At 34.6% G+C, this 21,055-nt stretch carries 15 protein-coding genes; 8 read left to right on the plus strand and 7 right to left on the minus strand.

Annotated elements, in window-relative coordinates; genetic code table 11:
- Window position 1: 1 nt before the first annotated feature.
- The 3 genes from AC23MB_RS03810 to AC23MB_RS03820 form a co-directional block, all read right to left on the minus strand.
- Entirely contained in the window at window positions 2–529 is a 528-nt protein-coding gene (locus AC23MB_RS03810) for a DUF1697 domain-containing protein (RefSeq protein WP_487786550.1), read from the minus strand.
- Between the two features lie 94 nt (window positions 530–623).
- Entirely contained in the window at window positions 624–2,099 is a 1,476-nt protein-coding gene (locus AC23MB_RS03815; RefSeq protein WP_487786551.1) for a hypothetical protein, read from the minus strand.
- 70 nt (window positions 2,100–2,169) lie between these two features.
- Window positions 2,170–5,658, minus strand: a complete 3,489-nt coding sequence (locus AC23MB_RS03820; RefSeq protein ID WP_487786552.1) for a glycosyltransferase family 117 protein — start codon at window positions 5,656–5,658, stop codon at window positions 2,170–2,172.
- A 215-nt stretch (window positions 5,659–5,873) separates the two neighbouring features.
- On the opposite strand from AC23MB_RS03820, the gene AC23MB_RS03825 reads away from it, so the two are divergent.
- The 4 genes from AC23MB_RS03825 to AC23MB_RS03840 all read left to right on the plus strand — a co-directional run bounded on the left by AC23MB_RS03825 (window position 5,874) and on the right by AC23MB_RS03840 (window position 9,571).
- The gene (locus AC23MB_RS03825) at window positions 5,874–6,911 is read left to right on the plus strand and encodes a PLP-dependent cysteine synthase family protein (protein WP_487786553.1); all 1,038 of its coding nucleotides are present in this window, start codon (window positions 5,874–5,876) and stop codon (window positions 6,909–6,911) included.
- Between the two features lie 50 nt (window positions 6,912–6,961).
- Entirely contained in the window at window positions 6,962–8,233 is a 1,272-nt protein-coding gene (locus AC23MB_RS03830) for an aminotransferase class I/II-fold pyridoxal phosphate-dependent enzyme (RefSeq protein WP_487786554.1), read from the plus strand.
- Between the two features lie 612 nt (window positions 8,234–8,845).
- Window positions 8,846–9,175: a hypothetical protein gene (locus AC23MB_RS03835; protein WP_487786555.1), complete on the plus strand. Its 330-nt coding sequence runs from the start codon at window positions 8,846–8,848 to the stop codon at window positions 9,173–9,175.
- 168 nt (window positions 9,176–9,343) lie between these two features.
- A complete protein-coding gene (locus tag AC23MB_RS03840; protein WP_487786691.1) occupies window positions 9,344–9,571 on the plus strand; it encodes a T9SS type A sorting domain-containing protein in 228 nt (75 codons plus the stop codon).
- Between the two features lie 84 nt (window positions 9,572–9,655).
- On the opposite strand, the gene AC23MB_RS03845 is transcribed toward AC23MB_RS03840, so the two are convergent.
- Window positions 9,656–10,387: a 3-ketoacyl-ACP reductase gene (locus AC23MB_RS03845; RefSeq protein WP_487786556.1), complete on the minus strand. Its 732-nt coding sequence runs from the start codon at window positions 10,385–10,387 to the stop codon at window positions 9,656–9,658.
- A gap of 880 nt (window positions 10,388–11,267) precedes the next feature.
- Between AC23MB_RS03845 and ligA the strand changes: the two genes are divergently transcribed.
- From ligA to AC23MB_RS03860, 3 genes are read left to right on the plus strand one after another with little or no spacing between them, the layout of a single operon-like run.
- Window positions 11,268–13,277, plus strand: coding sequence for an NAD-dependent DNA ligase LigA (gene ligA / locus AC23MB_RS03850; RefSeq protein ID WP_487786557.1), 2,010 nt, complete (start codon window positions 11,268–11,270; stop codon window positions 13,275–13,277).
- An 11-nt stretch (window positions 13,278–13,288) separates the two neighbouring features.
- Window positions 13,289–13,714: a Fur family transcriptional regulator gene (locus AC23MB_RS03855; protein WP_487786558.1), complete on the plus strand. Its 426-nt coding sequence runs from the start codon at window positions 13,289–13,291 to the stop codon at window positions 13,712–13,714.
- A 44-nt stretch (window positions 13,715–13,758) separates the two neighbouring features.
- Window positions 13,759–15,753, plus strand: coding sequence for a heavy metal translocating P-type ATPase (locus tag AC23MB_RS03860; protein WP_487786559.1), 1,995 nt, complete (start codon window positions 13,759–13,761; stop codon window positions 15,751–15,753).
- A 47-nt stretch (window positions 15,754–15,800) separates the two neighbouring features.
- On the opposite strand, the gene AC23MB_RS03865 is transcribed toward AC23MB_RS03860, so the two are convergent.
- A complete protein-coding gene (locus AC23MB_RS03865) occupies window positions 15,801–17,186 on the minus strand; it encodes an NAD(P)-binding domain-containing protein (protein ID WP_431411965.1) in 1,386 nt (461 codons plus the stop codon).
- 447 nt (window positions 17,187–17,633) lie between these two features.
- Here AC23MB_RS03865 and AC23MB_RS03870 point away from each other — a divergent pair, with 447 nt between their 5' ends.
- Window positions 17,634–18,278, plus strand: a complete 645-nt coding sequence (locus AC23MB_RS03870) for an MgtC/SapB family protein (RefSeq protein ID WP_487786560.1) — start codon at window positions 17,634–17,636, stop codon at window positions 18,276–18,278.
- A 65-nt stretch (window positions 18,279–18,343) separates the two neighbouring features.
- Here AC23MB_RS03870 and AC23MB_RS03875 read toward each other — a convergent pair whose 3' ends face one another.
- Window positions 18,344–19,924, minus strand: a complete 1,581-nt coding sequence (locus AC23MB_RS03875) for a DHA2 family efflux MFS transporter permease subunit (RefSeq protein ID WP_409506861.1) — start codon at window positions 19,922–19,924, stop codon at window positions 18,344–18,346.
- Between the two features lie 8 nt (window positions 19,925–19,932).
- Complete coding sequence (locus tag AC23MB_RS03880; RefSeq protein WP_487786561.1) at window positions 19,933–21,039, minus strand: HlyD family secretion protein; 1,107 nt, start codon at window positions 21,037–21,039, stop codon at window positions 19,933–19,935.
- Window positions 21,040–21,055 lie beyond the last annotated feature (16 nt).

Genomic DNA, 21,055 nt, shown 5'->3' on the forward strand with positions numbered 1-21,055 from the left:
ATTATTTCAGTTTTGTTATAATTTTTTCAATGGTGTTAAAATTACGACTTGTAAGTTTATCCTTTAGACTTTTCTTTCCCAAAATTTTGCCAAAGTCGGATTGCAAAGTATTTCCTTTCGGAGTCTGCCAATAGAACACATCCTTGACAATTTTGGCAGATTCTTGGTCTTTGTTTTTAGCGTTTTCGAAAAAAGCTAGCAAATTTTTCGTTGTATTTTTATCTGAAATAAAAACATAATTATGAAATTCTTCTTTAGTTTCAAAAGGTGTACTTTCTGCAATAGATTCAATTTCTTCCAAAGTTTTGACAAACAAAAAAGCCTCATAACTAAATGCTTCAGACATCGCTTTCTCTAAAATTGTTTTTAAAGTTTCAGCATCATTTTCAGATTCAAAAAGGATATTACCACTTGCTAAAAGGCTTTGTACATTCTGCATTCCCGAATTTGAAAAAACGTCACAAACGTCTTTCATCTTCATGGAAGTTCCGTTGACATTGACGCCACGAAGAAATGCACAAAATTTCATCTTTAGGTTTTAGGTTTTAGGTTTTAGGTTTTAGGTTTTACAAAATTAATTCATAATTCATAATTCATAATTCATAATTCATAAATCACAATTACTACTTAATTCTTTCGTACAAATTATAATCTCTACCAGAAGGTTTTAGTTTATAAATTTTTTCCAAAATTGGATTATCACTTTTAAGATGATCTTTAATTCTAAACTCTTTTAGAAGCTTATAATGCTCTTTGTAATACTCAGATTCAGGATCTTGATAAATATCTTTGTAAGCCAAAATATATTTCGGTTGTCTGTTTTTAATGGTATTAAACCAATAATGCTTTTTGTCCTTTACAATTTCGGTTTGAACACCACGATCAACCAGACCAACTTCATCAATAGTTTTAAGATGCGAATAATAAGGAACAAAACCTGCTGGCTCTAGGAAAATCCATTGGTTTTTATCTTTTTCATACTTGTCCAAAAATAATCCAATGCTTCGTCTGTAATTCCATTCGCCATTTCCAGTTGCGATAGAATGTATGGTTTGATAAGCAAGCATCGGAATAATGTAAAATAAGAGCAACAAAGCCATCCAAAGATTTGGTTTTGTTTTTTGTTCTAAAATAAATACAATAATCACCGCAAATAACAAAATCTGTGGCACCCAATAATACCAATCGAAATAAGATTTTTGAGAGATAAATATAATTTGTTTAGCCCAAGCAAAAAGAAAAATAATCCATAAAATAATGTTACGAGAATTCTTTTTTGTTACTAAATAAATGAAAGCGCACAACTCAAACAACAACACCAAAATCGTATAAGGATTAAAGCTAGCCGTCATCTTTAACATTCCCCAATAGTTGCCATAATTAATCAAGAAATACTTCCAACTTAGACTCGTTGAAAATTCTTTATGATAAGCCAATTTTTTCGCAGTAATCGTATTGTTGACAACTTCTCCAAAATAAAACCAGTTAAATGCTAACACAACGCCAACACCGATTATTCCACCTAAAATGTAACGCCAATTTATTTTTTTATTCCAAATTAAATCAACAATAAAAACGATTCCTAAAAAGATAACCGTATCGATTCTCGTAAACAAAATCAGTGGTGGAAAAAGCAATAACGCCCAGTTCTTTTTTTGATAAAATCCATAATACAGCAAAGACATTTCTAAAAAGAAAAGAATACCATATTCCATCCCAAGAATTGAAATCTTAATCGACGGTGGCAAAATCCCGAATAGCACAATGAAAACCGCTTGTTGCCAATATTCTTTTAACAACATTTTCATGAGAAAATAACTTCCTATTGTGAACAAAACTGAATTAAAAATGAGAAGCGGATACATAAAATACGCTTTCCCAAAAATCAAATTGAAAAAATAAGAGACGAAAACATAAGTATGCGTCGTAGAAGATGAGATTTTTTCGTCGCCATTAAAACCTATAACGCCGTAGTCCAAAAGATTCTGAGCGACACGCCAAGTGATCAACGCATCCTCCTGAATATGATGCGTCAAAAGAAACAAAAACTTGATCAACACGATGGCGATACAAGCATAAATGGGTAATTTTTTATTCATTGTTTGTGTTTTATAATAACAGGCCTCAAGAAAACTTAAGACCTGTATTTATTTTAATTTTCAATAAATTTTATTGCGCGACTTTCATCAAAGCTTGTGTCACTTGCGCTTCTTTTTCGGTGGCGTAAGTTGTATCATACTTGTTGGTCACATCAAATAGATATTGATAGAAGTTTGTAATGTTATGAGATTCGTCTAATCTATTAAAAGCTTTCTCCTTCCCTAACATTTGTAACTCTTTTACAAACGCATCAAATCGCTTATCAATAACTAACACTGCATTAACCGTGTATTGGTAACCTTTGTCTTTTTGACCTATCACATTATAAGCGTCCGAGATTGAATTAACCAAATAGGCATATTCCATTGGTTTTGCACCCATTTGTCTTGCCGAATAAGCTTGGAACTGAGGCTTTAAACCTAAATAATAATCGTATTCTTTAAAGATATCTTTCTTAATAACCTCCGCCATTTTAAGACCTTTTTGTTCATCACCGGCAACAATATATGCATGAGCAATGGCACTTACAGAACGTGGATCATTGTATTTTGATTCAGGAATTTCTTTGCTAATTAGATTAAGTAATTCGATAGCTTTTGCTTTTTGACCAGTTTGTGCCAAAGCAACAGCCGCACGGCTTGTTGACAATCTGTAACCCAAAATATTTTCTAATGCTGCAACATCAAAATGGACATTCAGATTTTTGAAATTACCCCATTTATAGTTTTTAACAACATGATACATTTGCTCTGCATTAACTCTTCCTATTTCACCAGACTCAGATTCTGGCGTTTTGATCGGAACCAAACGATAACTAAAACCATCCAATTGAAGATAATCTTGAAGGAAGAATAAGTTTTCAGGATCGTATACGCCACCATTTGAGAAGTTAAGCGGACGTTTCCAATCAAAATTTGCAAGGATATCCAACAACATCAAATTGTTTTTGAACATGCTATTTTTCTTGTAATTAATCAAAATAGACTTCTGTGCCAATGGTGCTTCGGCCGCAGTTATAATACCAGCTTTAACAGCGTTATCAACATTAACTGGCAGTACAAACTTAGAAACTGGGATAAAATTAAAACGTTCTGTTTTGCTATTTTCACCGAAAATCATTTTTAAGATTTCGGTTTTATTTTCAGTTTTTTGTTTTAAGAAACTAATGGCTTCTTTAACCGTCAGTGAGTCTTGCGTTAAGAATTTTCTATACTCTGCAAACTCCGTTTCTGGCGCACCAGCTTGTTTTAGATTAGCAAAAATATTCTCCCAATCTTTTTTTGTCATCATATAGATCTGGTCATTCGCACCATCTCTATAATCTTCGTGTACAAATGTTGACGGTACAGGTGCTGCATCATACGTTTTACGCTTCATTTGGTCCAGATACCAAGGCGTTGTTAACAATGTAAAATTTACGATTTTAACATCTGGACGCATCTCTTCCGTCTCTTGTAATCCCCAAACTGGATAGGTATCATTATCGCCAAATACAAACAATAATGCATTTTTCTGTAAAGATTTAATAGAAGAATAAGAATAATCGTAAGCAGCACTTCTTTGACTTCTGTCATGCGAATTATAATTTTGGAAGCCCATCATTAACGGAATTGCAATTAATACCGCACCTAGAGCCCAATTTACATTTTTGCTGTCAGCTTTTCGTTGTACAAAATGGAAAATCGTCGCAGCTCCCAAACCGATCCAAATCGCAAAGGCATAGAAAGCGCCAACCATCGCATAGTCACGTTCTCTAACTTCGAAAGGTTTAACACCTGTGTAGAAAACAATTGCGACACTCGTCAATATAAATAAGGATAAAATCGCGTAGAATCTTCCAAAATCTCTGTTTAGTTGGAAGAAGAATCCTAAAAGACCCAGTAATAATGGCAACATGAAAAAGTAAACTGTACTTTCATTTCTGAATTTTACAGGCATATCATTTTGATTACCCCAAAGATTATTATCAATAAAAGAAATCCCTGTGATAAAGTTACCATTCGTGTTTTGCATATTTCCTTCAAGATCATTTTGTCTTCCTGAGAAGTTCCAAAGTAAATATCTAACGAAATAATAATAGTTTTGGAATGTGATAAAATAATCTAAATTCTGTGCTAAACTTGGACGCTGAACATTAATTAATTCAAACTGTTTAGCCTCGTTATAATCGCTATATTTTAAACTTCCGTTCTCGAATTTCTTTCTTAGAGCATCAAAATATTGTTGTGCTTCCTGGCTATTCGCGGCATCTTCATTATCATAATTAAATGTAAAATCTGGCGCACCATACATCGAGATATAATTAGCAATAACACTTTTATCTTCACTGAACATTCTTGGCAAGAAGCTCACTTGTGCAGGATTAAAGACATAATTAAAACGCTCTCCAACTACACGATAACGTCCAGATTTTTCATCTTTTTCGTAAACATCACCAGTTTTCTTAGTTTTAAAACTTCCGTCTTCATTTTTAAGAATCCCGTTATAATCCAAATATGCGGTATAATTTTGACCATACATTGTCGGCCAATCACCATACTGCACGCGATTGTAGTAATCAAGCATTCCAATAGCATTATCAGGATCATTCAAGTTCATGGGTGGATTAGCATTCGCACGAATAGGAATCACCATCCAACAAGAAAAACCAATCACCATATATACAATTGATAAAGCAATCGTTTGATACAAAGACTTCCCTATTTTTCTTGAATAATTGATTAAGAAATAACAAATCAATACCAAAACTGCAAAAGCGAAAATTGTCCCACTATTGAAAGGCAGTCCCATTCCGTTAACGAAGAAAATTTCACTCTTACCAAATAAAGTCATAATCAAAGGAAAAATACCTTTAAAAACCGCACCTAATATTAATAAGGTAACAAGATTTGCGATGATAAAATTCTTCCAAGTAAATTTATAATTACGGGCATAATAGACAAAACAAGCTGCAGGTAATGCCAACATACACATCATGTGTACCCCAACAGAAAGTCCAACGATGAAGAAAATTAGAATAATCCAACGTTCGCTACCACGGTCATGATATTCGTTTTCCCATTTAGTACTTAACCAAAGTAGTAAAGCAATAAACATTGTGGCCATCGCATATACCTCTCCTTCAACTGCGGAGTACCAAAAAGTATCAGAAAATGTGAAAGCCAAAGCACCAATAGCTCCAGAAAACAATACACCAATTTGTTCAGTTACCGAAAGATCCGAATATTCTTTATTAAATAATCTTCTTGTGAAATGTGTAATCGTCCAAAACAAAAATAAAATAGTAAACGCACTACAAATTGCCGACAAAGCATTAATAACTAAAGCATAGTTCTCAGAATTACCTAACGCAAATATCGCAAATACAGCTCCAATTAATTGGAATAAAGCTGCACCGGGCGCGTGAGTTACCTCCAGCTTAACCGCCGAAGAAATATATTCTCCACAATCCCAAAAGCTAAGACGACGCTCCATCGTTGATAGATACGTGATTAAAGCAATGCCAAAAACAACCCAACCCAATATGGTATTCCATTGTTTAAAAGTCCAATTCTTCATATTTTATACAAATTAGTGCGAAAATAAGACTTTTAACTGATTTTCATTCGTCTTTTAACAGAATTTTAATTTTGGCTCAATATTTGAAACTTTCACAAAACTTAAAAAAACCATGAAAAAGCAATAGCTGATATTTTTTAGTGATAAACACTAACTTCGCTATTATTTTTTTTGTATTTTTGCAAACAGTTTTTTAGTGAGAAAAATGTTAAATAATGACTAATGTATACGATAACATTCTTGGTTTAATTGGGAATACTCCCCTTATAAAATTAAATCAAGTTACAAAGGACATTCCTGCGACTGTATACGCTAAGTTGGAATCTTATAACCCTGGACATTCTACCAAAGATAGAATAGCACTTCATATTATAGAAAGTGCTGAAAAGAAAGGACTTTTGAAGCCTGACTCTGTCGTTGTAGAAACTACTTCGGGGAATACGGGTTTCTCTCTAGCAATGGTGTGTATTATCAAAGGTTACAAATGTATCCTGGCCGTAAGTGACAAAACAAAACCTGAAAAAATCGCCTACCTAAAAGCTTTAGGAGCAACGGTTTTCGTTTGTCCAGCTAACGTAGCAGCCGACGACCCGAAATCTTATTACGAAGTCGCTAAGCGCATTGCTAGCGAAACGCCTAATTCTATCTATATCAATCAATATTTTAATGAACTAAATATTGATGCACACTACCAGACAACTGGTCCCGAGATTTGGAAGCAAACACAAGGTAAAATAACTCATCTTGTTGCTTGTACTGGTACTGGCGGAACATTAACTGGATCGGCAAAGTATTTGAAAGAACAAAATCCAAACATCCAAATTATTGGTGTTGATGCTGATGGTTCTATTCTTAAAACTTATCATGAGACTGGTAAAATAGATAAAACTCAGATTCATCCTTATCAGATTGAAGGTATGGGGAAAAACTTAATTCCTTCTGCGCTTTTGTTTGAAAAAGTGGATCGTTTTATCAAAGTTAATGATGAGATGAGTGCTTACCGTACAAGAGAAATTGCTCTTAAAGAAGCTATCATGGGTGGCTATACGACCGGTGCTGCAGTACAAGGATTAATACAATATGCTAACATCAATCCTCTTAAAGATACCGATGTTGTTGTTGTGATTTTCCCAGACCACGGTTCTCGTTACATTACTAAAGTGTATAGTGACAAATGGATGGCAGAACAAGGTTTCGTCAACAATTGCTTTCACAATTACGAAGACGTTTTTAAAACAGAAATAATTAAATAAAAATACTCCCGGTTTTTATCGGGAGCTTATTTTTTATAAAGAAATAGTACATGGATATTTTTGACAGAATTAAACAAAACCCTGGACCATTAGGACAATTTGCAGATTATGGCGAAGGTTATTTTATATTTCCAAGATTAGAAGGACCAATCGGACCAAGAATGCAATTCCAAGGTAAAGAAGTTATCTTCTGGAGTGCCAACGATTATTTAGGACTTTGTAATCATCCAGAAGTTATTGCTGCAGATGCAAAAGCAGCAGCAGAATATGGTATGTTCTACCCTATGGGAGCACGTGCAATGTCTGGAGAAACTGACCAACATTTACAATTAGAAAAAGAGTTAGCAGATTTCGTTCAAAAAGAATCGGCTTATCTACTTAACTTTGGTTACCAAGGTATGGTCTCTACAATCGACGCTTTAGTTGATCGTCATGACGTTATTGTCTATGATATGGACTCTCACGCTTGTATCGTTGACGGTGTAAGATTGCACTCTGGCAAGCGTTTTACTTACAAGCATAACGATATCGAAAGTTTAGAAAAAAACTTAAAAAGAGCTACTAAAGTTGCGGAAGAAACAGGTGGCGGAATTTTAGTAATTACTGAAGGTGTTTTCGGAATGAGAGGACAACAAGGTAAGTTAAAAGAAATTTGCGCACTAAAAGATAAATACCAGTTCAGATTACTGGTTGACGATGCGCACGGATTTGGTACCTTAGGAAAAACTGGAGCCGGAGCGGGTGAAGAGCAAGGTTGTCAAGACCAGATTGATGTATATTTCTCAACTTTTGCTAAGTCTATGGCTGGTTTTGGAGCATTTATCGCTAGTAATAAAGACATCATTAGATATCTAAAATTCAACTTAAGATCTCAAATTTTTGCTAAATCTTTGACAATGCCGATGGTTATTGGTGGTCTTAAAAGATTGGAATTATTAAGAACACGTCCAGAGATTAAAGCTAAACTTTGGGAAAACGTATATAAACTACAAAACGGATTAACAGAAAGAGGTTTTAACCTTGGTGACACCAACACTTGTGTAACGCCAGTTATGATGCAAGGTACACCAGTTGAAGCGACACTTCTAGTAAAAGATCTTCGCGAAAACTTCGGAATCTTCACATCGGTTGTTGTATATCCAGTTATTCCGAAAGGGATGATTTTATTAAGATTAATCCCAACAGCTTCTCACACAGACACAGAGATTAATGAAACACTTGCCGCCTTTGAAGCAATCCATGATAAATTGGTTAGCGGCCATTACAAGGAGCAAGCTGAAAAGCTGTTAGCAGAACAACATTTAGAATTCAAACCTATCTAGGTTATAAAAATACAATCCCTACAACGTCGGTTTCTTTATAGAAGTCGACGTTTTTTATTTACTATATTAATAAAACATCAATATATTTTCTAACAATAATGTAATAATTACTTTTTAATAAAGTAAATAAAAACCCACTTTCTTCATAAATTGAAATTATAAAAAACTGCTACATTTTAAAAAATTAACTAACGTTAGTTAGTTTGTAGATAGATAAATTATCTACTCTTTGTACTAAAATCAACAACAACAATTTTTAATATATGGGTTATTAGTGTATTACAAAATTTTAAATCTTTCTTGCATCATTAACAAATGTTTGTATATAAACACCGAACAAAAAAAGTAATATTTTATAAATATTATAAAATATTACTTTTTTTGTTCGTATAAAATTTTAAGGATTTTATATTTAAAAAATACAATAAACCGAACAACAATTTTAATTCTGAAATTATTCAGTTAACTGAAAATTTCAACCAACAATTGAGTTACTATGAAAAGAAATCAACTAAAGGCTTTTTTAATTCTTCCTGCTGTTTTGGCATTTATTTTTGGAAACGCACAATCTTACGAAGATCAAATTTCAAAATATTTAAAATCTGATAAAAAATGGCTGCAGTGCCAACTGCAATCAACGATTTTAAAATTAGAAATATCGACAACTCTCAATCTATGAATGCAGATGTAGTAGTTGTGCAACAAACAATAAACGGAATACCTGTTTTTGCAAAATCTGCAACTTTTTTAATAAAGGATAAAAAAATAGTGTCCGCAACCAACGGATTAGCAACTTCAGTTACTAGCACATCTAAGATTGCAAGTAATAAAGCTAGCCTAAGTGCCGAAAGTGCATTCGCTATTGCTGTTAATCGTTTGAAAATTAAAAATCAGGCAGATTATAAATTCGCAACAAATAATTCTGATAAAAAGGACTTTTAAAAATAAATTCGGTTGCCGATGTAACCGATGAGGTAGTTTATTTTATTAAAGGTCGCGAAGCAAGATTGGCACATCAAATAAGATTTAGCAGATCAGGTTGAAGACTTCGAAATTCCTGCAGAATGTAAGTTAGCGACTAACGAAACTGCTTCTAAAACAGACATTAGCATCGATCCTAATCCTGCAAAAGATCAAGTTTTTATAAACACTAAAAATGCGAAAGGCAACCTAATTGTTAAAATTTATCACATGGTTGGTAACCTTGTTTCTGAAAGCAAAATCGTATCTGGATCTAACCAAAGTATCAACACTTCAAAATTTTCTAACGGTGTATATGTTGTTAAAGTAGAGGGATTTGGAATTGGCCAATCTCAAAAATTGATAATTAGAAAGTAGTATTTCGAATTATATTATTTAATTTTACAAACGGTAAAGCGCAACCAGATTTGGTTGCGCTTTTGTTTTATATTGTTATGAGAGTTACGGATTCGTTGAAAAAATTGAACCATTCGCAATCACTGCTCTGCGATTCATTTTTAAAATATCTCTAACCCATTCTGCAAAATCTTCTGGTTGAAGAACCGTTTCTGGATTTCCGTCTGTTAATCCACCTTGGATGCTCATATCAGAAGCAATTGTACTTGGTGTTAACGTGATGACGCGGATATTATCCTTTCTCCATTCTGCCATCATCGACTGCGATAAAGAAATCACCGCTGCTTTACTCGCTGCATAAGCAGACATGCCTGCGCCACCTTTAAGACCAGCTGTAGAAGCCACATTCACAATATCACCTTGACCTTTTTCTTTTAAAAATGGATACACCGCTTTCGAAGTATAAAGGACTCCAAACAAATTCGTTTTCATCACTTGCTCCCACACATCGGTTGACATATCATTGATTTTTCCAAAATCACCAATTCCCGCATTATTTACCAAAATGTCGATACTTCCCAAATCTGCAACCAAAGTTTTGATTCCGTTATTTACCGATACCTCATCATCAATATTAAAAACCGAATAACTTGCATTAACGCCCAGATTTTTCAGCTCTTCAACTGTATTTTTAAGATTTTCTTCGTTTCGTCCTGTAATTCCTATATTCACACCTTCATTAGCAAGTGCAATGGCAACCGCTTTTCCCAAACCTCTTCCACCGCCTGTTATAATTGCATTTTTTCCTTTTAAGCTCGTCATTTTATTATTTTTCATGATTTAACTTTATGTTTTGCAAAGTTACACAATGAATTTCGTTTTCTAATAATTGCGTGCTAACTAATTATGCATTTTGTTTTTAGTAAAGGCATTATTCGCAACGTCCTAATAGCTGTTTTTTAAAACAAAGATTGTATTAATTTTAAAAACAAGATAAATTAAGATTGAGAAATTCGGCGTCAGTTGAACTATATTTTTTCTAAATTACATCATTAACAATCTATGTAAATATGTAGGATTTGTAAGCGAATCTAAGCCCACTTACATGACCGGTTTTTTATTAATTTCTCATAAAAACATCGGGCGTATTTGTTTTAATAAACGCAATACAAGTGTTGTAAAGTATTTCAAAAACTTCAAAATCATTTACCGTCCAAGAATTGATTCTTAAACCTAAACTTTGCGCTTCAGGAATCCAGTTAAGATGTTATAAAAGCAACTCAAAATTGTAATCAAGACCATCCAAACCTGCTTCTTTCAATTCTTGTGGATCTAAATCACCATTCAAGTAAAACAATAAGCTTCGCATCTTTAGTCATTTAAACATCGAATTCGGAATCGTAAACATGGAACTTTTAAGCATTTTTTAAAGATTGAACAGAATTTTCAGACGTTTCTGGAATGGTTTTCCAAAATCCGCGATGCGCAATTATTTGTGTTTTTTTCATGTTTTACATTTCAACCCAACCAAAACTAATTTAAAAATGAAATATTAGAGCCTCACCGCTATTTTGAATTTTTAAAAAACTGAAAACTTTTACGGTTTCTACGGTTTTAAAAAAAAATCAAAAATGACTTCAGATTTAAAAATCAGCGAGAAGCTTTTTATAGTAATCGAGGTAAGATTTATTATCTTTGTTTTTACAATTTCAAAAAGATGTCCCACGATATTCAGCATAAAATAGAGGCTTTGCGCCAAGAGCTTCACCAGCACAATTACAATTATTACATTCTTGATGAGCCAAGTATTTCGGATTTCGAATTCGATGTTATGCTTAAAAAACTACAAGATTTAGAAGAAAAATATCCCGAATTTGCAGATGCCAACTCTCCTACTTTGCGTGTTGGTGGCGGTGTGACCAAAAATTTTCCGACAGTTCAGCATCAATTCAGAATGTATTCTTTAGATAATTCTTATGATTTTGATGATTTGGAAGATTGGGAAAAGCGAATCATTAAAACCATCGAAGAGCCTGTGGAATTTGTTGCAGAACTAAAATACGATGGCGCGTCGATTTCTATTTTGTACGAAAACGGACAGCTCTCCCAAGCGGTAACGCGTGGCGACGGATTTCAAGGTGATGAAATCACGAATAATGTTCGTACAATTTCGGATATTCCATTAAAACTAAAAGGCGATTTCCCGAACAGATTTTTTATTCGAGGCGAAATTTATTTAACCCGAAAACACTTTGATAAACTCAACAAACTACGTGAGGAGGAAGGACTTGATCCTTTTATGAATCCCCGAAATACAGCAAGCGGAAGTTTGAAAATGCAAGATTCTGCGGAAGTGAGAAAACGTGGACTTTCAGCGGTTTTGTATCAATATATTGCAGAAGAATTCCCTGCGGAGACGCATTGGGATCTGCTGGCTAAAGCTAAAAATTGGGGTTTTAAAGTTTCGGAAGACCAAGCAAAATTGTGCACTACTCTGGATGATGTCAAAAATTTTATCAATTATTGGGATACCGAGCGTCACAATTTACCTTTTGAAATCGATGGAATTGTAATTAAAGTCAATTCTTTAAAACACCAACGACAATTGGGTTATACAGCCAAATCTCCGCGTTGGGCGATGGCGTATAAATTCAAAGCAGAGAAAGTTGAAACCGAATTGCAGAGCATTTCTTACCAAGTCGGAAGAACCGGAGCCGTGACGCCTGTTGCTAATCTGAAACCTGTTTTACTGGCCGGTACCATTGTGAAACGCGCTTCTTTGCACAACGAAGACATCATTAAAAAACTCGATTTACACGAAAATGATTTTGTTTACGTCGAAAAAGGTGGCGAAATTATCCCGAAAATTGTTGGTGTAAATACCGAAAAACGTTTTGCAGAAAGCGAGGAAGTGAAATACATCACGAATTGTCCAGAATGTGGAACTGCCCTAGTAAAAATTGAAGACCAAGCTATTCATTTTTGTCCCAACGATTTGCACTGTCCGCCGCAAGTTGTGGGAAGAATGATACATTATGTCTCTCGAAAAGCTTTAAACATCGAGAATCTGGGAAGTGAAACGATTGAGCAATTGTACCGCGAAAAATTAATTGAAAATCCAGCGGATTTTTACACCTTAACCAAAGAACAATTGTTGCCTTTGGAAAGAATGGCAGAAAAATCGGCGCAAAATATTATCGATGGAATTGAAAAATCAAAGCAGATTCCGTTTGAAAAAGTGTTGTACGGAATCGGCATAAAACATGTTGGTGAAACGGTTGCAAAGAAGTTAGTAAAGAATTTTGCAACGATTGAAGATCTGAAAAATGCAACCGCCGAAGAACTAACACAAGTTGAAGACATTGGTGGAAAAATCGCGGAAAGCATTGTTGACTTCTTCCATAATCAAGAAAACCTTTTGATGATTGAGCGGTTGAAAAATTATGGCGTTCAACTCGAAAAAGGCGAAAGTACCAACGAAATCATAAGCACTGTTTTAGAAAATAAAACTTTTCTTTTCACCGGGAAACTATCTTTATTCACAAGAGAACAAGCCGAAGAAATGGTAGAAAAACACGGCGGAAAAAATATTTCTGCGGTTTCTAAAAACCTTAATTATCTTGTTGTTGGCGAAAAAGCAGGAAGTAAATTGAAAAAAGCCCAAGATATCGGAACAATTACGATTTTGGACGAACAACAGTTTTTGGATTTGGTTGAAAAAAAATAAATTTATCAAAAATGACAACTAGCGAAATAGAAAAAATTCTCGAAAATAAAAACATCCCAATTACGCCTATGCGACAACTGGTATTAGCCGAGTTTTTGAAAACCGAGCATTCTATTTCGTTGGCTGAGCTGCAAGAAATCTTGGAAACTGCTGACAGAAGCACGATTTACCGAACATTAAAAACCTTTGAAAAAAAAGGTTTAATCCATAGCATTCAAGAAAATCATACCACGCAATATTTGTTCTGTCACGACAATTGTAATGAAGATAGTCACCATGATTATCATCTGCATTTTTTCTGTACAGAATGCAAAAACACGGTTTGCTTAGAAAATATCAATTTCCAGAACGTAGATTTTCCTAAAGATTATGTAATTAAAGAATTAAAATTCGTGGCTAACGGCATTTGCAAAAGTTGTGTTGAAACTTTGCAATAGTGTTGCATGTGCTTTGTTCGTAAATTTGTTTAAAATAAAAAAATATGGAACATTGCTGCTCAACCGATAATCGTCCAAAAAATAAATCTCAAAACCACAATTCTCACGACCATAATCACGATGACAATCATGAGAACGGACACTCTCATAATCACGACCACGAATCCGACAAATCGACTTTTCAATTATTTTTGCCGGCGATCATTTCGTTGGTGTTATTACTTGTCGGTTTAGGATTAGATTTTCTTGTAAAACCAGATTGGTTTTCGGGTTATGTTAGACTGGTTTTTTACTTGATAGCTTACATTCCTGTTGGTTTTCCCGTGATCAAAGAAGCCATTGAAAGCATCAGATATGGCGATTTTTTCTCCGAATTTTTCTTGATGTCGATTGCGACAATTGGGGCTTTTGCGATTGGTGAATATCCTGAAGGTGTTGCCGTGATGCTGTTTTACGCTGTTGGTGAAGCTTTTCAAGGAATGGCGGTTTCTCGAGCGAAATTAAATATCAAAACTCTACTGGACCAAAGGCCAGATGAGGTAAACATTTTAGAAGGAAATCAAGTAAAAACAATTAAAGCTGAAGAAGCACAAATTGGTCAAATTATTCAGTTGAAACCTGGTGAAAAGTTAGCTTTGGACGGCGAATTATTATCGGAAAAAGCATCTTTTAATACGGCGGCTTTAACGGGAGAAAGTAAACCTGATGGCAAGCAAAAAGGCGATCTTGTTTATGCTGGAATGATTAATTTAAATTCGGTTTCAGAAGTTGTAATTAAAACAGAGTTTAAAGATTCTAAACTTTCTAAAATTTTGGAAATGGTACAAAATGCCACTTCTCAAAAAGCACAAACAGAACTTTTCATCAGAAAATTTGCGAAAATATATACGCCAATTGTCACGTTTTTGGCTTTAGGAATTTTCTTGCTACCCTACTTTTTTGTTGAAACTTACGACTACAAAGATTGGTTGTACAGAGCTTGTATTTTCTTGGTCGTTTCTTGTCCTTGCGCCTTGGTAATAAGTATTCCGCTTGGATATTTTGGGGGAATTGGTGCTGGAAGTAAAAACGGAATTTTATTCAAAGGAAGTAGTTTTCTTGATATTTTATCAGACATTAAAAATGTGGTGATGGACAAAACAGGAACGCTAACAGAAGGGGTTTTCGAAGTGAAAGACGTTAATATTTCTACTGATTTTAATAAAGATGAAATTTTAAAATTCTTAAATTTTATCGAAAGTAAATCTACACATCCGATTGCCACTGCAGTTCATGAATATGTTGGTGAAATTGACCATCACTTAAAAATGGAAAATATCGAAGAAATTGCAGGCCATGGTTTGAAAGGAAAAATTGAAGGTAAAGATTTTCTTGCAGGAAATTTTAAATTAATGGATAAATTCGGCATTCGATACAATGTTGATCATTCTCAATTTGTAGAAACCTTGATTGCTATTGCGTTGGACGGAAAATTTGTTGGTTATATTACAATTTCAGACAAAATTAAAGAAGATGCTGCCAAAGCGATTTCTGAACTTAAAAAACTGAACATCAAATCAACGATGTTGAGTGGTGATAAATCTGCTGTTGTAAAATCTGTTGCCGAAAAACTCTCTATTGACAATGCTTTTGGAGATCTTTTGCCCGAAGATAAAGTTAGTAAAGTGAAAGAAATAAAATCGCGTGGCGCAAGTGTAGCATTTGTTGGCGATGGCGTTAATGACGCTCCTGTTGTTGCTTTGAGCGATGTCGGAATTGCAATGGGCGGATTAGGAAGTGATGCCACGATAGAAACTGCCGATGTGGTGATTCAGGATGATAAACCATCAAAAATCCCTATGGCAATACGCATCGGCAAGGAAACTAAAAAAATTGTTTGGCAAAATATTATTCTTGCTTTTTCGGTGAAAGTCGTAGTTTTAATACTTGGTGCTGGCGGAATTGCAACGATGTGGGAAGCGGTTTTTGCTGATGTTGGTGTTGCTCTTTTAGCAATTTTGAATGCGGTGCGAATTCAGAATATGAAATTTAATGCTTAAACAAAATAAAAAAAAAGTCGGCTAGCAAAGTAACCGACTTTTTTATTTTAGTAATAATTTACTTTACCTAATTCTTTTTCGTCAACGGGTGTTTCCTCAAGATAGCGTGCTAAACTATCATCCATCTCCTTCATCCAAGGTGTATGATGTATATTCGCTTCTGTACCATCAACTACTGAAGTATATATCTTATCACGATAATTGAGGATATTTTCTTCCTTATCTTTTAGCCAACTTTTAAACATTTCGGCTACTTTATCTAAATTTAAAAAAGGATAATCTGTGTAAGAAAGAATATCTTTAATATAATCTGTTTGAAAATCAACATGATCTTCACCCGTTTGTGTTGCTAATTCTTCGGCTTTCCATAAATTAATATCGTCGGTTCGAAGTTTTAGTTCTGGTAAACTTATTCGGCCTAACATATAATCGCGCGCAAACCACGCTTGCGCATCAAACATGTTAAAAGTATAGTATTGATCTTGCATACCTAGATAGATTAATCGTTCGTTATTGTTGAAAATTACGCCTTTATACAATTGATCGGGGTACAAACAGTTTTTGGTCTTCAACCTTAACTCGTCTGGTAAAAAAGGTAATTTATGTTGATAGCCCGTACAAAAAATAACCGCATCATAAGCTTCTGTAGAACCATCTTTAAAATAGGCTGTGTTATTTTCAAAATGGGTAACTAGAGGTTTTTCTTTTATTTCTTTTGGCCATTTGGTATCAATTGGATTGCTTCTGTAAGAAATGGTAATAGATTTCGCACCGTGTTTGTAACATTGTACCGCAATATCTTCCGCTGAGTAACTACTGCCAATCAATAAAATATTTTTATTAATAAATTGATCCGCACCTCTAAAGTCGTGCGCATGCATCACGGCGCCAGGGAAGTTTTCGATGCCTTTAAAGTAAGGCAAATTCGGGGTAGAAAAATGACCTGTACCTACAACCAAATAATCAAAATATTCTTCAAAAGTTTCATTATTAACCAAGTCATCAAAAATCACTCGGAATTGTTTTTTATCTTCTAAATAGTCTGCCCAACGCGCGACAGTATTGAATTTAATAAAATCCCGAGCTTTACTTTTTTTTATTCGACCTTGGATATAATCAAAAAGGACCTCTCTAGGAGGATAAGATGAAATGGGTTGTCCAAAATGTTCGGTAAAACTATAATCAGAAAACTCTAGACATTCCTTAGGCCCGTTGGACCACAAATATTTGTACATACTACCATGCAATGGCTCCCCATATTTGCCAACACCCGTCCTCCAGGTGTAATTCCACATACCACCCCAATTGTCTTGCTTTTCATAACATTTAATTTCTGGGATGGGATTACCTTTTTTCTTTTCCGATTCAAATGCTCTTAACATGGCTAGTCCACTAGGACCTGCCCCAATAATTCCAACTTTAAAATTTGTCATATATATGTATATTGTTCTTTTCGCTGTAAAACGAAAAGAGGATTAAACGTCTGATAAAATGAATCACTGTTTGATTCTAGATACTACTTAAAAGAAGTAGTTTTTATGTGTAATTTTTTTTGATAGAATATCTATGTATTCCAAAAAAGAGAGACTTCTTATACTAAGAAATCATTGCGTACACTGGTTAAAGTAGTTCAATATAGGGCAAATTTGCCATAAAACCAAATTAATACAGTCTTTTATAAATAATCTATTAAAAATTAATGTATAAGAAAGAGATAAATTAAGGCGCAGGATAATACTTATTATTTTAGTACTTTAATCGAAATAAACTTCTTCTAGCAACAGCCTACCGAGGAATTAAGAAATTAGCTAAAACAATATTTCCTTGAAAAAAACATTGAATATTACAGAAAAGGAACTAATTTTATTAAAATAGTTTTTATGGAAGAGTTTATTAATTTAAAAACCGAAAATGAAGTTATACTCATTAGTATTTCGCTTGTTGTTGGGATGATTATTGGTACCGAGCGAGAATATTATAATAAATCTGCTGGTCTCAGAACTTTTGTATTGGTAAGTTTTGGCGCTTGTATTTTCACTATTCTTTCTACAAAAATAGGACTGTCTTCGGATGACAGAATTGCCGCCAACATTATTACTGGCATAGGATTTATAGGTGGTGGCGTCATTTTTAAAGATGAAAATCGGATCAGCGGGATCACAACCGCAACCACAATTTGGGCAACCGCTTCTCTGGGCATGGCTGTGGGTTCGGGCTATATTTATCTTGGTTTGTTAGGGATGATTCTCGTTATTTTAATTCTAAATTCTTTGAGTTACGTACAAAGTCTTATCGATATACATCATAAAATAAGAAATTATCACATTATTACCTCGTCTTATAGTGAGCTAAACTATTGTAAAGAATTATTTGTAAAATATAATCTGAAATACGAAATAATTGGTGAAAACCATCGAGAAAATAGTATAGACACTGAATGGCGAATTATTGGAAAAAACGAAAATCACAAAAAATTACTACAACAAATAAGAGAAGATTCCCGAATAATTGGGTTTGAATATTAAATAAAAAAGCCAGCATTTTAGAAATTAAAATGCTGGCTTTGTATTAAAAAGAATAGTTTATAATTTTAATGCATGGCTTCGCTGAGGTCAATTTTTTCGCCACCTTTTTTATTTCTAACCAATAACACAAACGGAATACAAACTAAGAATGCAAGCCCTAAATACAAGAATACATCCATATACGATAATACCGCAGCTTGTTTGGTCACCGAAAAATCTAAAATTTTGTAGGCAGATTGTAATGCAACATCCGGCGACATACCTTTTGACATAAAGCTAGCTTTTAGTCCTGCAATTCTTTGTTGCACATCCAAATCGTTAACATCTAGTTTCTCCACCAGATTACTTCGATATTGCATACTTCTATTGGCGATAAAAGTTGTAATTGCCGCAATCCCAAAAGACCCGCCCAACTGTCGCATCATCCCAGTAAATGCCGCACCTTGTCCAATTTCGGGACCTTTCAAAGTACTTAATGACAAAGATGTGATTGGGATAAATAATAATCCTAGACCACAACCGCGCACAATTAACATCCAGAAAAACGCATCTTTTCCTGTATCTGGCGTCAAAATCTTGTAACCCCAAAAACTATAAACGAAAAAGATAAATAAACCTAAAGCTACCAACACCTGTTGCTTGGCTCCTTTCGTTAAAAGTCGTCCAATAATTGGCATCATAAAAGCTGTTGTTAAAGCAGCAGGAATCATCAACGCGCCAGACTGTAAGGCCGTCCACCCCAAAATACTTTGCGTATAAAGTGGCACTATAAAGGTTGAGCCATACAATCCGAATCCTAAAATAAATGACATAATTGTCCCTACACGAAGATTTCCGTTTTTAAGGACGCGAAGTTCTACAATTGGATATTTAAAAGTTAACTCTCGCCAAATAAACAATATAAAACCAATACTCGCTGTCAATGTACAATATACAATCGCTCTACTTTCGAACCAATCATCCTCATGTCCTCTTTCCAAAATGTATTGTAATGAGCCAACAAAAGCTGCTAGAAGTCCAATCCCTAGCCAGTCAACGTCGGACGCTTTCCGCTTTTCGGCAAATCTTGGACTTTTAACAAATTGAATTGTCAATAAAGTCGCAATAATACCCAATGGAATATTGATGTAAAAAATATAAGGCCAACTGTAATTATCAACGATATAACCACCAAGTGGCGGTCCCAAAGTGGGGCCAATAATAACGCCAAGACCATAAATGGCTTGTGCCATACTTCGTTTTTCAATAGGATAAGATTCGGTGATAATGGTTTGTGACGTTACAAGCAAAGCGCCACCGCCGATGCCTTGACAAAGTCTGAAGAATACCAATTCCCAAATATTGGTCGCATTACCACATAAAAATGAGAATATGGTAAATATAATAATCGAAGCTGCGAAATAATTTCGGCGTCCAAACTGTTGAGACAACCAGCTCGTCATTGGTACAATAATCACGTTACCAATAGCATAAGCTGTAATTACCCAACCAACTTCTGACAACGTTGCACCGAGATTCCCTTTCATCTCGTTAAGTGCAACGTTGACAATCGTTGAATCTACGATTTCCAAAAGTGCACAGATAATCGCCGTAATGGTGATAATGGCACGTCGAAAACCATATTCTATTAAAGAGTCATCTTGCATTGTCGTGTTTAGCTTTTTAATGAAACGCTAACTTTAACATTCATCCCAGCACGTAGTTTTTCAAAAACTTTAGGGTCTGCATGATCAAATGTAATTTTAACAGGTAGACGTTGCACCACTTTCACAAAGTTACCACTCGCGTTATCAGGCGGAAGTAATGAAAAAGTAGAACCCGTGGCTGGGGAGAAAGAACTAATCACCCCATGGAATTCTTGATCAGGAAAAGCATCAATTTCGATATTAACTTTTTGACCTTCCACCATTTTAGAAAGCTGCGTTTCTTTAAAGTTGGCGATTATCCATTTATCGTTTTTATTAACTAAACTAAAAATCTGAGAACCAGCTTGTAAAAATTGACCTTTTTGCGTTGGCACTTTTGATACAAAACCATCTTCTGGCGCAAGAATCACGGTGTAAGAAAGATTAAGTGTTGCATTTTTTACATCAACTTGTCTTTGTTTAACAACAGAATTTGCGATCCCAATTTGCTCGGACGTCGCCATCGATTGAGAGCTAACGCTTCCCGTCTGTTGCGTTGCCTGATTTCTTTGCTCAATTAAAACTTGCAATTGTCTATCAGCAGTTTGTTTCGCTGCTAAAGCTTGTTCATATTGTTGCTGCGTGATGGAATGATCTTTAACCAAAATTGTGTAACGTTTTAGATCTTGATCGGTTTTCCAAACATTAACTTTTGCCGCTTCGATTTGTGCATTGGCTGTTGCAATCGCCGCTCTCGACGTGTTAACATTTTGAGATGCTGCATTAGCACCCGCTTGCGCACTGCTCACGTTGCTAGATGCTGTTTCTAGTGCTGCTTGTGCTTGTTCCAAAATCATTTTTTGATCACGATTATCCAAAACGACAAGGGTATCACCTTTTTTCACAAACTGGTTGTCTTTAACTTTAATTTCGGCAACATAACCAGAGATTTTAGAAATAACAGGCGTTACATCTGCAGCAATTTGCGCATCGTCTGTCTCCTCATGCCCTTGTGAATATTGATATTCTTTAAGTCCGTAATAGCCACCACCTAAAATAACCGCCGCCATAACGATATATTTAATGGGACTTTTCTTTTTCGGCGTTTCTATTGTTGTATTGTTTGTATCTGACATTGTGTTAAGTATAGTT

Source organism: Soonwooa sp. T0.1_25 (assembly GCF_057652215.1).